The sequence below is a fragment of the Pseudomonas sp. Sample_14 genome, assembly GCF_004307515.1.
GTDB lineage: Bacteria > Pseudomonadota > Gammaproteobacteria > Pseudomonadales > Pseudomonadaceae > Aquipseudomonas > Aquipseudomonas atacamensis.
This window is the reverse complement of record NZ_RCOC01000060.1, coordinates 26,662-39,767: the sequence shown is the minus strand read 5'-3', so window position 1 is coordinate 39,767 and position 13,106 is coordinate 26,662. Positions and strand designations below refer to the sequence as shown.

Annotated in this window: 13 protein-coding genes; 7 read left to right on the top strand and 6 right to left on the bottom strand. The window is 60.5% G+C overall.

The genetic code is table 11. The features are described 5' to 3' along the window. The first annotated feature begins 41 nt into the window (after positions 1 to 41). Positions 42 to 812, top strand: coding sequence for an alpha/beta fold hydrolase (locus D8U61_RS14050; protein WP_130927135.1), 771 nt, complete (start codon positions 42 to 44; stop codon positions 810 to 812). Between the two features lie 250 nt (positions 813 to 1,062). Then, complete coding sequence (locus D8U61_RS14045) at positions 1,063 to 1,929, top strand: CAP domain-containing protein (protein ID WP_125926928.1); 867 nt, start codon at positions 1,063 to 1,065, stop codon at positions 1,927 to 1,929. A gap of 1 nt (position 1,930) precedes the next feature. Here the strand turns inward: D8U61_RS14045 and D8U61_RS14040 are convergent, their stop codons facing one another. Continuing rightward, entirely contained in the window at positions 1,931 to 2,689 is a 759-nt protein-coding gene (locus tag D8U61_RS14040) for an OBAP family protein (RefSeq protein ID WP_225914459.1), read from the bottom strand. Positions 2,690 to 2,830: 141 nt separating this feature from the next. After that, the gene (locus D8U61_RS27810) at positions 2,831 to 2,998 is read right to left on the bottom strand and encodes a hypothetical protein (RefSeq protein WP_024013301.1); all 168 of its coding nucleotides are present in this window, start codon (positions 2,996 to 2,998) and stop codon (positions 2,831 to 2,833) included. Between the two features lie 177 nt (positions 2,999 to 3,175). Between D8U61_RS27810 and D8U61_RS14030 the strand changes: the two genes are divergently transcribed. Further along, the gene (locus D8U61_RS14030; RefSeq protein WP_024013302.1) at positions 3,176 to 3,604 is read left to right on the top strand and encodes a nuclear transport factor 2 family protein; all 429 of its coding nucleotides are present in this window, start codon (positions 3,176 to 3,178) and stop codon (positions 3,602 to 3,604) included. A gap of 69 nt (positions 3,605 to 3,673) precedes the next feature. On the opposite strand, the gene mqo is transcribed toward D8U61_RS14030, so the two are convergent. After that, complete coding sequence (gene mqo, locus D8U61_RS14025; protein ID WP_024013303.1) at positions 3,674 to 5,320, bottom strand: malate dehydrogenase (quinone); 1,647 nt, start codon at positions 5,318 to 5,320, stop codon at positions 3,674 to 3,676. Positions 5,321 to 5,849: 529 nt separating this feature from the next. Here mqo and D8U61_RS14020 point away from each other — a divergent pair. Then, on the top strand, positions 5,850 to 6,281 hold the full coding sequence (locus D8U61_RS14020) for a nuclear transport factor 2 family protein (protein ID WP_125926925.1): 432 nt from the start codon (positions 5,850 to 5,852) through the stop codon (positions 6,279 to 6,281). Positions 6,282 to 6,440: 159 nt separating this feature from the next. On the opposite strand, the gene D8U61_RS14015 is transcribed toward D8U61_RS14020, so the two are convergent. Next, positions 6,441 to 8,054, bottom strand: a complete 1,614-nt coding sequence (locus tag D8U61_RS14015; RefSeq protein WP_130887969.1) for a methyl-accepting chemotaxis protein — start codon at positions 8,052 to 8,054, stop codon at positions 6,441 to 6,443. A 243-nt stretch (positions 8,055 to 8,297) separates the two neighbouring features. Here D8U61_RS14015 and sodC point away from each other — a divergent pair, with 243 nt between their 5' ends. Further along, complete coding sequence (gene sodC, locus D8U61_RS14010; RefSeq protein ID WP_110600990.1) at positions 8,298 to 8,819, top strand: superoxide dismutase family protein; 522 nt, start codon at positions 8,298 to 8,300, stop codon at positions 8,817 to 8,819. Between the two features lie 4 nt (positions 8,820 to 8,823). Here the strand turns inward: sodC and D8U61_RS14005 are convergent, their stop codons facing one another. Then, positions 8,824 to 9,477, bottom strand: a complete 654-nt coding sequence (locus D8U61_RS14005) for a DUF2238 domain-containing protein (protein WP_130927134.1) — start codon at positions 9,475 to 9,477, stop codon at positions 8,824 to 8,826. A gap of 161 nt (positions 9,478 to 9,638) precedes the next feature. Between D8U61_RS14005 and D8U61_RS14000 the strand changes: the two genes are divergently transcribed. Next, a complete protein-coding gene (locus D8U61_RS14000) occupies positions 9,639 to 9,953 on the top strand; it encodes a DUF2388 domain-containing protein (RefSeq protein WP_016775151.1) in 315 nt (104 codons plus the stop codon). 80 nt (positions 9,954 to 10,033) lie between these two features. Then, entirely contained in the window at positions 10,034 to 10,435 is a 402-nt protein-coding gene (locus tag D8U61_RS13995) for a hypothetical protein (protein ID WP_174823844.1), read from the top strand. On the opposite strand, the gene ligD is transcribed toward D8U61_RS13995, so the two are convergent. Continuing rightward, positions 10,436 to 13,060, bottom strand: coding sequence for a DNA ligase D (ligD, locus tag D8U61_RS13990; RefSeq protein WP_130927133.1), 2,625 nt, complete (start codon positions 13,058 to 13,060; stop codon positions 10,436 to 10,438). It lies immediately after the preceding gene. Between the last annotated feature and the right edge of the window lie 46 nt (positions 13,061 to 13,106).

The window sequence follows — 13,106 nt, the reverse complement described above, 5'->3', positions numbered from 1 at the left end:
CACTGCCACAGCCAACCTTTCTCCCCGTTAAAAGTAGCCGAATGTCCCGAACCCTGATGTCACTCGTCGTTTTCATCATTGCCGTGTACCTGGTGCTGTGCGCCGCGCTGTTCGTGTTTCAGCGCTCGCTGATCTGGTTTCCCCAGCCTGCCGCCGTGGTTACAGCGGACTCGCGAATGAAACTGTCGATGCCGGATGCCGAGGTCTGGGTGACAACCCGAGAGCGCAGCGGATCGCGCGCACTGATTTATTTCGGCGGCAATGCCGAGGACGTATCGCGAAATCTGCCGGAATTCACTGAGGCGTTTCCTGACTACGCGCTGTATTTCCTTCATTACCGGGGCTTTGCTGGGAGCACCGGCTCGCCATCGGAAGCCGCGATCGCCGAAGATGCACTGGCGTTGTTCGATCAGGTCTATGCCACTCATCCGCAGGTCGCCGTGGTCGGTCGCAGCCTCGGTTCGGGGGTGGCGGTGCGCCTGGCCAGTCAGCGGCCGGTGCAGAATCTGATTCTGGTGACGCCGTTTAACAGCCTCGAGGAAATCGCCGCACGGCAATACCCGTGGGTGCCGGTGAAGTGGTTGCTCAAGGATCGTTTTGAATCGGGCAAGTACGCGGCGCATATCCGCACGCCGACGTTGCTGTTGGCGGCCAGCGATGACGACGTGATTGGACGCAGCAGCACGCAGCGCTTGTTCGAGAGTTTTCCTGCGGGCGTGGCGACGCTGAAGGTGGTGCCGGACTCGGGGCATAACTCCATTTCCGAGCGGGGGGAGTATTTGCGGTGGATGGGGGATGTGTTGAATCGCTAGTGGTTGTTTGCCAGTGATAGAGGGGTCGACCGGGGCGGCGTCTTCGCGAGCAGGCTCGCTCCCACAGTTGTTCCGAGTACGCCGTAAGCGCGATGTGGGAGCGAGCCTGCTCGCGAAGGCAGCGGTTCAAACAACAGCAATTCAATTGCATTGCCGCCACTGAACCAAGTCCAAAAAACCCAGTCCTATCCGCGCCGCCACACACGGCTCCCTCACTCTAGCGCTGTCCCCTTTCAGAGCTGTCCGTCCCATGCGCCACGCCGTTCGTTCGTCTCGCTTCGTTTCTCTGTGCCTGCTGATCCTGTTTCCTTTGTTCACTGAATCCGCCCACGCCAGTGCGGAGCGCGAGCTGGTGGCCGCCATCAATGATTACCGCGCCCATCCGCAGCGCTGCGACCGTCGCCCTGCGCAGCGTCTGGCGCCTTTGGCTTTGAAATCGAATCTGGCCTTGCCGATCGGCTATCGCTACGGCGGCGGCATGCGCGAGGCGTTGAAGTCTTCCGGCTATTCAGCAATCACGGTGCGCAGCATCCGCATTATCGGAGCCGAAGACGCCGACGAGGCCTTCGATCAGTTGCAGAGCGATTATTGCGGCGCCTTGCTGGATGCGAACTACGCCGACATCGGCATCAGCCATTCGCGCAATCAATGGCAGGTGGTGCTGGCGCAACCGGTGCTCGACAGCCGCGTCGGTGACAACCGCAGCGTCGGCAAGGCGCTGCTCGCCGAGGTCAACGCTGCCCGCGCCCGGCCGCGTATGTGCGGCCGCCAGCGCTTTGCCGCCGCGCGGCCATTGAGCTGGAATGCCGCCCTCGGCGCAGCGGCTCAGGGCCACAGCAAAGCCATGGCTTACGGCAATTATTTCGCCCACCGCGATCCCGACGGTGACATGCCGGCCGACCGCGCCCGTGCTGCCGGTTATCGCGGCCGCCAGGTCGGGGAAAATATCGCTGCGGGACAAAGCTCACCAGGCAAAGCCATGGCCGGCTGGCTGGCCAGCCCGGGCCACTGCGCCAACCTGATGAACCCGATGTTCACTCAGGTCGGCGCCGGCTTCGCCAGCGAAGCGCGCAGCGACGACGGCGTTTACTGGACGATGCTGTTCGGCGCGCCGTAAATCACGGCTGACTCCGCGCATTCTCATCGCTTGGCGTGGCCGGGCGCGGCATGACGTGTTGATGGCCGGTCGGGTCGTTGAGCTGGATGACATTACCCTTCTGCCACGCATCAGCCCCCGTTGCGACAGGCGCCGGTTTGATCCCGGCGCGGGCCTTTTTCTTTTCGGCGCTATCAATGCCCAGACGCTGATCGCGCTGGCGGATCATTTGCGCATCGGCCTGACCGTCAGCGGTAAAGCCCATCATCAGCTGCGGCACGCCCAGCGGCAGTTGCTTGTCCTGATCGGTGTGCCAGGTGTGCCAGGTCTTGCCGTAGGTATTGGCGAGTTTTTCCATCAAGCGCGTTTCTGCCACTTGCGGGATGCCCGGCGCGACCAACTGGCCAGAACTGACTTCGTGAGCGTGGCTGTGCCACAAGGCTTTCTCTTTTGCCGGCAATTGCGTGAACAGGCGCTGGCTGATGATGTATTCGACGCCCATCAGCTTGGCTTCAGCGGTGTTGCCGTCGTAGATCACACACTGGAACACTTCTTCGTTGAGCGCCGAGCAGTAGTGGTGCGCTTCCATCTGCGCGCCGGGATGACCGTTGTAAAAATGGAAACCATCGAGGTACATGTTCAACGCGCGGATCGGCGGTTTGTCCTGCAACCACTGTGCGCCGACTTCGAGCATTTCCGTGTCGGACGCCTTGGCCTGGCCGGGTGTCTGCACCGGCGAATCGGTGTTGCTCATGGCGCAACCGGTCAATGCGGCGACCATCAAACCGATAGGAACCCAACGTCCCTGTGAGGTTGTCGTACGCATGTTTCACTCCTCGAACTTTCAGTGACGGGCGCGTGCTGGCCCTGTTCTGCAACTGAAAGCAGGAGATCGGCAGAGTTCGAAAAAGCTGCGTGCGGATCAGACTGGAGAGATCGTCGCCAGCACGCCGATCAGAATGGTCAAGGTCAGAAAGCCGCCGAGAAAAATCGCCATCTTGTACATGTTGCGCTCCTTGAGGCTGGGTGTGCGGTGCACCGGACGCTGCGGGATGAGGTCGGAGGGTGATTGGCCACACTGCCGGGGCATTCTGAGCCTGTGGCTGTACTGAATACAGAGGCAGATGAAACAGAAAAATACGGATCAGATGCGCATCTGATCCGCTTCGGGCATGAAGCGGTATTCAGGCTGAGACTTGAGGATCCACTTTCGGCGCGGTTGATCTACAGTCATGCCGACCGACAACAATAAAAAACCGGAGTGACCATGCCCGACCTCGCCTTGCAGCCCAACGTCGCCGCGTCCCTCGAGCGCTGGCACGGGATGATCCGCAGCGGCAATCTCAAAGCCCTGCCCGAACTGCTCGATCCGCAAGCTGTGTTCCGCTCGCCCATGGCCCACACGCCCTACCCCGGCGCGCCGGTGGTGGCGATGATCCTCAACACCGTGTTCGAAGTCTTTGAAGATTTCGCCTATCACCGCGAGTTGGCGACGGCGGATGGCCTGAATGTGATTCTCGAATTCAGCGCCAGGGTCGGCAGCAAGGAACTCAAGGGCATCGACATGATTCGCTTCGATGAACACGGCAAGATTGTCGAGTTCGAAGTGATGGTGCGGCCGCTGAGCGGCTTGCAGGCACTGGGCGAAGAAATGGGTCGGCGCCTCGGTGCCTATCTCGCGTCCGCAAAAGCCTGAATCCACCCTGCATAAAAAAACCCACTGACCGTCGCCGGTTCAGTGGGTTTTTGTGTGTCAGGGTTCTGCTTACAGAGCCATGTCACGTGCAGCGTTTTCCTTCGGCGCTACGGCTTTGTCAGCCGCAGGTGCCGCCGGAGCAGCTACCTGACCGATCGCTGGAGGCGTCGGCAGTTCGAGGATTTTCGCGGTGTAAGCCCACTCTGCAGCCACTTTGGCCGGATCGCTGTTCAGCTGGGTGCCGTAGCTCGGCACGATCTGGTGCAGCTTGGTCTGCCACTCAGGGGATGCGACTTTGTCTTTGAAGACTTTCTGCAGCACGCTCAGCATGATCGGTGCAGCGGTCGACGCGCCCGGCGATGCGCCCAGCAGGCCGGCGATCGAGCCGTCTTGCGAAGCAACGATCTCGGTGCCCAGCTTCAGCACGCCACCAGCGGCTTCATCACGCTTGATGATCTGCACGCGCTGGCCGGCTTGCCACAGACGCCAGTCTTCGGCTTTGGCGTTCGGGAAGTACTCCTTCAGCGCGTTCAGACGGTCTTCATCCGACAGCATCAACTGACCGGCAAGGTACTCGACCAGCGGGTATTCCTTGATGCCGACCTTGGTCATTGGCCAGATGTTGTGGGTGGTGGTGCTGGTCAGCAGGTCGAAGTACGAACCTTCCTTGAGGAACTTGGTGCTGAAGGTCGCGAACGGGCCAAACAGAATGACGCGCTTGCCATCCAGAACACGGGTGTCCAGGTGCGGAACCGACATCGGTGGCGCGCCAACCGAAGCCTTGCCGTAGGCCTTGGCCAGGTGTTGCTCGGCAATCGTCGGGTTCTCGGTCACCAGGAACGAACCGCCAACCGGGAAGCCTGCGTATTCCTTGGCTTCCGGAATGCCCGACTTCTGCAGCAGGTGCAGGGCACCGCCGCCAGCGCCGATGAACACGAACTTGGCGTCGGTTTCGGTCTTGCTGCCGTCCTTGAGGTTTTTGTAGCTCACACGCCAGGTGCCGTCGGCGTTCTTGGTGATGTCTTCGACTTCGCTCGACAGCTTCAGATCGAAGTTGGGTTTGGTTTGCAGGTGAGCGGCGAACTGGCGGGTGATTTCGCCGAAGTTCATGTCCGTACCCAGCGGGCTCCAGGTGGCCGCGATTTTCTGGTTCGGGTCACGCCCTTCCATCATCAGCGGTACCCACTTCTTGATCACCGCCGGGTCTTCGGAGTACTGCATGCCGGCGAACAGCGGGCTCGCCTGCAGGGCTTCGTAGCGCTTTTTCAGGAACTTGATGTTGTCATCGCCCCACACGAAGCTCATGTGCGGTGTGGTGTTGATGAACGAGCGAGGGTTCTTCAGCACGCCCTGCTGAACCTGCCAGGCCCAGAATTGACGGGAAACCTGGAACGCTTCGTTGATCTCGACAGCTTTCGGGATCGTTACGTTGCCCTTGTCGTCTTCCGGGGTGTAGTTCAGCTCGGCGAGGGCCGAGTGACCGGTACCGGCGTTGTTCCAGCCGTTGGAGCTTTCCAGGGCGACGCCATCGAGACGCTCGACCATTTCCATCGACCAGGTCGGTTCCAGCTCATTGATCCACACACCCAGGGTGGTGCTCATGATGCCGCCGCCGATCAGCAGGACGTCAACTTTCTTGGCTTCGGCAGCATTGGCAGACGACATCCCCATCGCCAAAGCCAGACCGAGCAAGGCTGTGTTCACTTTCTTAAACATCTGTTGCACCTATGATAAAACGCCTTCCGCCCGTCGTTGTTATCAGTCTGCGTTGCGCTGTGTTGACGCTCAGGCTGGCGTCGCGCAATCCGGCACACTTCAATATTGACGGGTGGGCACACAAGGCCGACATGTGGCATCGACCTCAGTTAATGTCCCTTCTGAACTGACTTCTTATCGTTATTGGCTTCAGCTGCTTGAGCGACAGGGATCCCGTCGGCCCGCCCGAAAGGCCAGCCAACCGAATTAAGTCAAAGCAAATTTGGCGCGGAGAATATCACGTCAGGGCGAACCCGCGCGTCTGTTCCCGACTTGAAAGTCTTTTTCCGCTCAGGGGCTTATCGGCCATGGGCGATCAAACATGACTGCGATCAGGCATTGGCCTGCAAAGTTTTTTGCGCGATGCGCATCGCAACTTGATAAATCAGTGCCAACCGCTCGTTGTTCATGCAGAAAATAACCTGCTACGTTGTACGATGACTGACGAACCTAGCCAGTCATCCCTACCCAATAACAACAAGGAAACAACATGACCAAATCCCGCCTCCTCATTGGCTTGTTCTGCGCGTTCAGCGCCTGTGCCATGGCCGCCCCTGCCCCAGCGGAAAAGGACGTTGCCCAAGCAGTTGATCACCTGACTCAGGCGATGCTGCACAAAGACATCGCCGAGTTGAACGCTCTGACCGCGCCGAACCTGACCTACGGCCACTCCAGCGGCAAGATTCAGAACAAGCAGGAATTCATCGCCGACATCGAAACCGGCCGCAGCGCATTCAAGACCCTGGAGATGCAAAAGCAGACCATCACGATGTCCGGCGATACCGCATTAGTGCGCCACCACTTCTCCGCACAGGCGTTGAAAGGGACCGAGGTGATTCCGACCGAGATCGAGAATTTCCAGATCTGGCAGAAACAGGGTGGGAAATGGTTGTTGGTTGGGCGGCAGGCGTTCAGGTTTTGATTGAGGGCACATTGGCCTGATTCAGTGTTGCCCGAGCTGGCCTATTCGCGAGCAGGCTCGCTCCCACAAAGGACTCGACACTGGCGAACCTTGTGGGAGCGAGCCCGCTCGCGAAAGCGCTGGCTCAGGCAATGGAAAACCAGCTGGTCTACCTCAACATCACAACCGAAACCGATCCACCGACCGCGCCAACTGCCCCGCCAGATTCGACAACTCATCCGTAGTCGTCGCCGTCTGCCCGATCACCCGGCTATTGCCCTCGCTCATTCCCGCAATCATTTCCACCTGATGGGCGATCTCGTTACTGGCCTGGCTCTGTTCGCCAATCGTGCGGGTGATGTCGTTGACCAGTTGCGTGGTGTTCAGCGTGGCGTCGAGGATCTCGCGAATCGCCCGCTCGACTTCCGCCGTCACCGCCATGCCCTTGTCGACCTGCGCCACGCCCGCCTCCATGCTGCTGACCGCCTCGCGCGTGCTGTTCTGGATGCGCGCGACCATGGCGGCGATTTCCTGGGTCGAAGCGCTGGTGCGTGCGGCCAGACTGCGCACTTCATCGGCGACCACGGCAAAACCACGGCCCTGTTCACCCGCCCGCGCTGCCTCGATCGCCGCGTTGAGCGCCAGCAGGTTGGTCTGGTCGGCGATGCTCTTGATCACCTGAATGATGTTGAAGATTGCCTCGGATTCCTGATCCAGCGTGCGGATCACCTGCGCCGACTGCTGTGCCGAGCGGGCGATGTCGTCCATGTCGCTGACCACTTGATGAATCACCCCGCCACCCTCCTTGGCCAGGTTTTCGGCCTGATTGGCCATGCTCAGGGCACGTTCGGCGTGGCGGGTGATTTCTTCGATACTGGCGGTCATCTGGCTGGCGGCGGCCGCCATGGTGCCGGCGGCAACGCTTTGCTGCTGGCTGCTGTCGGCGACCTGATGGCAGCCCTGGCTGAGCTGCTCGCTCATGCCACTGACGCCGTGAGCGTTGCGCCGGACCACGTCAATCATGTTGCGCAAATCGCGCTGCATGGTCGCCAATGTGCGTATCAAAACGCTGGCTTCGTCCTTGCCGGCGGGCTCGACAATTGGTTCGCTGAGATTGCCATGGGCAATGCTTTCAGCGATGCGGCTGGCGGATTTGAGCGGCCCCATGATACTCAGGATCACCCAGCGCCCCTGAATCAGCAGCAGCAACAGACTGACGACCAGCACCACTGCCAGCGCAAGATTGGCGTGGCGGATGGCCGCTTCGGTGCCTTCGCTGGTGTGCAGGGTGTTGTTTTCGATCAGTTCGCTGAGCGCGCCCATCTGCTCTTCGAGCTGAGTAAACGCGCTATTGAACGTGCCGAGCTGCTGTTGGGCGGCATCCGGCTTGTCCAGCGCCACGCCGACGATCTGCTCGGCGGATTTGATGTAGGTATCGAGGCTCGGCTTGATCTGCTCCAGCGCCGTGCGCAACTGCGGGTTGATCGGCAGCTTCAGGTTGTCATCCAGCACTTCACGAAAATGCCCGGCGTGCTCGGTGAGCGAATCGCGCACCTCGGTGGCGGTGGCGGTGCTTTTGCCCAGGCCGACCAGCATCGCCGAATAGACATCGGCGCGCAGGGCGTCGTGCATCATGTCCGCTTCCATGTGATTGCGCAGCGCGCTCATGCTCACCGTGTTATCGCCGACCGCCGTGGCCATTCGCAGGTTGCCGACGTAGCTGACCAGACTCACGATCAGCGCCGTCAGCAGGCTGGTCGCAATCAGCAACACCAAACGCAGTTTGATCGACACCGTTGAATCTCCCGTGGGCACGCTGGATTGCGCTTGTCGGATTTCAGTTAAGCCTATGTGCAGGGAACTGCCGACACAGAGCGTATCGGCTGATGTCAGCGGCGACTTGAATCCGGCAAAACTTTTCAAGCGTGAACCCGGTCACACCTTGCAGCGCCGCTGGATACTGCCTTCATCGCCGGTTAACCCCGGCAGGCTATCAATCCAGCGCTTCGAACATTCATGCAGCTGAAGGAAACGCTTATGAAACGCGCACTGTGGTTTGGTCTGCTCGGCACGTTGGCAATCGGCACCGCACAGGCAGCAACGGAGAAAGTCGCAATCAATCTGGTCAGCGCCGACGGCGCGCCGCAGGCGATCGGCTCGGTCACTGTCAGCGAGACGCCGTACGGCCTGTTGTTCACCCCGGACTTGAAATCGTTGCCAGCGGGTATTCACGGTTTCCATGTCCATGAAAACGGCAGCTGCGAAGCGGGCACCAAGGATGGCGTCAAAGGCGCAGCACTGGCCGCTGGCGGACACTTCGATCCGGCGAAAACCGGCAAGCACCTTGGCCCTTACGCCAACGGGCATCTGGGCGATCTGCCGGCGGTATATGTGATGGCTGATGGTGTCGCCAACTACCCGGTGCTGGCGCCGCGCCTGAAGAAGATCGCCGAGATCAAGGGCCACGCCCTGATGATTCACGCCGGCGGCGATAACCATTCCGACATGCCCAAGCCTCTGGGCGGTGGCGGTGATCGCATGGCCTGTGGGGTGATCTGATCCCTCACCGCGGCGCTCGGCGCCAGCGCGTCAATACCAGCAAGGACAGCCCGGCGCCGAACAGCGCCAGGGCCATGTCCTTCTGCGAATCCCAAGGATCATTCTGCGCACCGACGAAGGCCTGGCCAGTGTCGTCGCCCAGGTAAGCGCCGCCGACCCATTCGATCAATTCGTACAACGCCGACGTCGCCAGCACTACATTCAGGGCCAACAGCGCCAGCCACGCGCCGCGCAACGGCGTCAGGCGCAGCAGCACTTCGCGAATCGGCCAGACCAGCAGCAATCCATAGCTAAGGTGCACCAGCCGATCATAGTGATTGCGTTCCAAGCCAAGAACTTTGTTGACGCTGACCCCGGCCAACAGCGTGCCCCACTGATCGTACGGCACCCGCGAATAGGTGTAATGCGCGCCGACTTCATGAATGCACAGGAAGGTGAAGAGCATCCCCAGCGACAGCGTCGACAGGCGAAAACGCCGATGCGCCAGCAGCAGGGTCAACACCAGCGCCAACGCCAGGACATTTTCCAATAGCCAGTCGACGCGGCTGCGCGGGAACAGGCCGAGCGCGATGGTCAGGCAGACAAATCCAGCGAGCAAAAGCGCTTCGATCCGCGTATCTGCCGGTTGGGCAACGTTATCGCTGACTCTGACGAGCATGGGTCGATTCTCGGCAATACAGGCAAGCGGTAGACCCTTGCCGGTTTTGCCCGGTTCCTCGCCGCTACGTTTTTGCGGCCTACGGAACTCCCGCGCGCCGTTCACCTCTGAGGTTATGTAGTCCCTTCCCTTTTTGCTTAGCGCTTGTGGAGGAACACGTCATGCGCAAGTTAGTCCTGATTTCTTCTCTTATGCTTTGCCTGCCGGTCGGTTCGGCGCTGGCCCGCGTTGACGCGGGTGATGTCGCCACTTCGGCCGGTGTGTCCGCGTCGCTTTACTCGACCTTCAAGGACGACAAAATGGTGATTCCGGCCCGTGACGACGTGTCTGCATTCGTCGCCAGCGGCGGGGCCATTCGTGGGGTTTATCTTGAGTCGGTACTGCAACAGGTGCGCCAGGCCAACCCTGGCTTGAACGCCAGTGATGAAGACCTGGCCAACGCCATTCTGGTGCAATACGAAGGCGTGCAGCAGTAGTCACGAGGGAAGCAGCGGCCGATGGACGGCCGCTGAGTGCGCATAGGCAAACATGTCCGACGGCCTCTATGATGGAGGCCATGACGACCACCGTGCCCTTGCGCTCACCCTGCCCTCCCGGCGCCTGCATCTGCGGGCGCGATCCGTTGCTGGAAACGCCCGGCGCGGATGTGCGCATCCTGCGCTTGACTCGCGCTGAGGAAAAAATTCTTCTGGCGCGCCTGGAACAACTCAAAGACCTCGCCGACCTCAAACGCCTGCAACAGCGTATGTACGAGCAACTCGGCATCCGTGTCGACGTCGCCCCCGGTTTCAACGAAGTGCGCACCATGCGCGGTATCGCCATTCAGATCGACGAGCTGCCAGGCCTGTGTCGCAAGACTCGCGCGGCAATTCCGGCGGCGATTCGCAAGGGCTTGGAAAACCACCCGCAAATCGCCTTCGAACTGCTCAACGCCCACGACTTGCTGCGCGACACCTGATCACTTTTTCATGCCGACGCGTTTGCGCATCTCGGCGGTGATGGTCTGGCGGGTTTTCTTCATGTCCGCCCAAGGCTCATCACCGACTTCGGTCAGACGCTCGTGAACGTTGTAGATGTTCCAGTGATTACCGCCCTTGATTTCAGCGACTTCCTCTCGGTACAGCGGCACCGACACCGGCATGCCTTCCCGCGCCCGTGCGGCGTAGGCGCAAATGGTGGTGGCGCCGAGGCCGTTGCGCAGGTAATCGATGAAGATCCGCCCGACGCGGTTTTTCGGCCCGGACACCGCTGAAATACGATCCGGCAGCAACTTGGCCATATGGCTGACGATGGCGTGGCTGAAGTCCTTCACTTCGTCCCAGCCATGCTTGCGCGTCAACGGCACCACCAAGTGAATGCCTTTGCCGCCACTGGTTTTCAGGAAGGCTTTGAGGCCCAGCTCATCGAGCACGGTGAGGGTCAGCGCGGTGGCTTCAACCATGCTTTTCCATGGCAGCGCCGGATCCGGGTCGAGATCGAGGACGAAACGATCGGGCTTGTCCAGATCCACCTTTGTAGCGTTCCAGGTGTGCAGCTCGACGGTACTCATCTGCACCGCGCCGACCAGCGCTTCGGGATTGTTGATCATCATCACTGGCTGGCCGGTGATGTCCTTGTCTAGTGCAGTAATCCCCGGGATAGCCAGGCGTTCGGCGTTCTTTTGGAAGAACAATTCGCCGGCAATGCCGTCCGGTGCACGCACCAACGCCACGGGGCGATCCTTGAGTTGCGGCAGGATGTATTCGGCGACACTGGCGTAATACTGCGCCAGTTGCATTTTGGTCGTGCCGCTGACGGCGTCGATCACCCGATCCGGGTGGGTAATGCGTACCTTGCCGCCGGCCAGTCCTGATTGCGACGGTGCGGTCTCGGCTTTTTTGCTGGCGGCGGTTTTCTTTGCCGGCTGCTTGTCGGCGGTTTTGGTCTTTTCGGTTTTTTCGTTCTTTTCGTACTTGGCAGCTTTCACAGGCTTCGCTCGCTCCTCGGTAATGTCCTTGGCCGGTTTGTCATCGCGCAAACCATGGAATACGGCGTGGCGCACCGAGCCGTCCTTGGTCATCTCGGCGAATGCCACTTCGGCCAGCAGTTTGGGTTTGAGCCAGTGCACACCTTTGGCCTCGAAACCGCTGGGCGGATTGACCACTGCGGCGCTTTTGGTCTGCAACGGCTTGAGTTGGGCGAGGATGCTTTTCAATGTGGTTTCGTTGAAACCGGTGCCGACCTTGCCGGCATAGCGCAACTCGCCGCTGTCAGCGTCGTGCAGGCCGAGCAGCAAGGCACCGAAGGCACTGCGCGCGCCTTTCGGATCGGTGTAGCCGACGATGACGAATTCCTGGCGATGTTTGCACTTGAGCTTGATCCAGTCGCCGCTGCGCCGCGACACATAAGGCGAGCCGAGCCGCTTGCCGATCAGGCCCTCCATCTGCATTTGGCAGGCGCTGTTGAGCAGCGCGTCCGGGGTTTCTTCGAAGGCTTCGGAGAAGCGCAGCGTTGACGATTCTTTCTGTGCGCCGAGGATGGTGCTCAGCGCGGCGCGGCGTTCTTCCACCGGCACGTCCCGCAGGTCGACGCCATTCAGATACGGCACGTCGAACAGGTAATAAACAATGTTGCCGCTGCGCCCGGCATCAAAAGCATTCTGCAACGCCTGAAAGTCCGGCACGCCTTGCTCATTGGCCACGACCATTTCACCGTCCAGCCATGCCGACTCCAGACCCAATGCCGCCAGCGCCTTGGCCTGCTGCGGCAGCTTGTGCGTCCAGTCGTGACCATTGCGGGTGAACAGCTGCACCTCATCGTGATTGATCCGCGCCATGATCCGGTAGCCGTCGAACTTGATCTCGTAGCTCCACTGCCCTTCGGGTGCGCTGTCGACCAGCGTCGCCAGTTCCGGCTTGATCAGTGCCGGCAACTTGGCCTTGCGCGCGCCGGTGAGCTGCCCGGACGCCTGCTTGCGCGGCTTGGCCGGGGCCTTTTTTACCGGTTTGGCTTTATCGGCAGCAGCCGCCGATTTGCCGACAATCGTGCGCTCACTGAGCACGCTGTCGGGCTCGGCGACCAGCACGTCGAAATCATCCTGCGGTCGCGCGGCGTTGTCCTGATGCTTGATCAGGAACCATTGTTCTTTCTTGCCCGGCATGTGCGTACGCACCAGATTCCAAACGCCGCCGAGCTTCTCGCCCTGAAGCTCGAACTTCAGTCGGCCCTTGGCATAGGCCTTGTGCGGATCGTCCAGCGGAATCCACACGCCGCGATCCCAGACGATCACATCACCGGCGCCGTAATGCCCCTCGGGAATGCTGCCTTCGAACGTCGCATAATCGAGCGGATGATCCTCGACATGAATCGCCAGACGCTTGACCGACGGGTCCAGCGACGGCCCCTTCGGCACCGCCCAGCTCTTCAGGGCGCCGTCGAGTTCGAGGCGAAAGTCGTAATGCAGGTGCGAAGCGTCGTGCTTCTGGATGCAGAACTGCAAAGCATGATCCTTGGCCGACTTACGGCCCGAGCGCTTGACTGCGGCCGGCTCCGACGTCGCGGAAAAATCACGCATGCGGTTGTAATCGTCGAGGTTCCTGTTCATGAGCACACCGATGGCAGACGGGTTCTGTTATGCAGAAGAGCGACAC

Bases quoted from the DNA above. Each gene is read 5' to 3' on its own strand.
- D8U61_RS13995 (WP_174823844.1), top strand. From the start codon at position 10,034: ATGACGACCACCGTGCCCTTGCGCTCACCCTGCCCTCCCGGCGCCTGC.
- D8U61_RS14045 (WP_125926928.1), top strand. From the start codon at position 1,063: ATGCGCCACGCCGTTCGTTCGTCTCGCTTCGTTTCTCTGTGCCTGCTG.
- mqo (WP_024013303.1), bottom strand. From the start codon at position 5,320: ATGTTTAAGAAAGTGAACACAGCCTTGCTCGGTCTGGCTTTGGCGATG.
- sodC (WP_110600990.1), top strand. From the start codon at position 8,298: ATGAAACGCGCACTGTGGTTTGGTCTGCTCGGCACGTTGGCAATCGGC.
- ligD (WP_130927133.1), bottom strand. From the start codon at position 13,060: ATGAACAGGAACCTCGACGATTACAACCGCATGCGTGATTTTTCCGCG.
- D8U61_RS14050 (WP_130927135.1), top strand. From the start codon at position 42: ATGTCCCGAACCCTGATGTCACTCGTCGTTTTCATCATTGCCGTGTAC.
- D8U61_RS14020 (WP_125926925.1), top strand. From the start codon at position 5,850: ATGACCAAATCCCGCCTCCTCATTGGCTTGTTCTGCGCGTTCAGCGCC.
- D8U61_RS14005 (WP_130927134.1), bottom strand. From the start codon at position 9,477: ATGCTCGTCAGAGTCAGCGATAACGTTGCCCAACCGGCAGATACGCGG.
- D8U61_RS14000 (WP_016775151.1), top strand. From the start codon at position 9,639: ATGCGCAAGTTAGTCCTGATTTCTTCTCTTATGCTTTGCCTGCCGGTC.
- D8U61_RS14040 (WP_225914459.1), bottom strand. From the start codon at position 2,689: ATGGTCGCCGCATTGACCGGTTGCGCCATGAGCAACACCGATTCGCCG.
- D8U61_RS14030 (WP_024013302.1), top strand. From the start codon at position 3,176: ATGCCCGACCTCGCCTTGCAGCCCAACGTCGCCGCGTCCCTCGAGCGC.
- D8U61_RS27810 (WP_024013301.1), bottom strand. From the start codon at position 2,998: ATGCCCCGGCAGTGTGGCCAATCACCCTCCGACCTCATCCCGCAGCGT.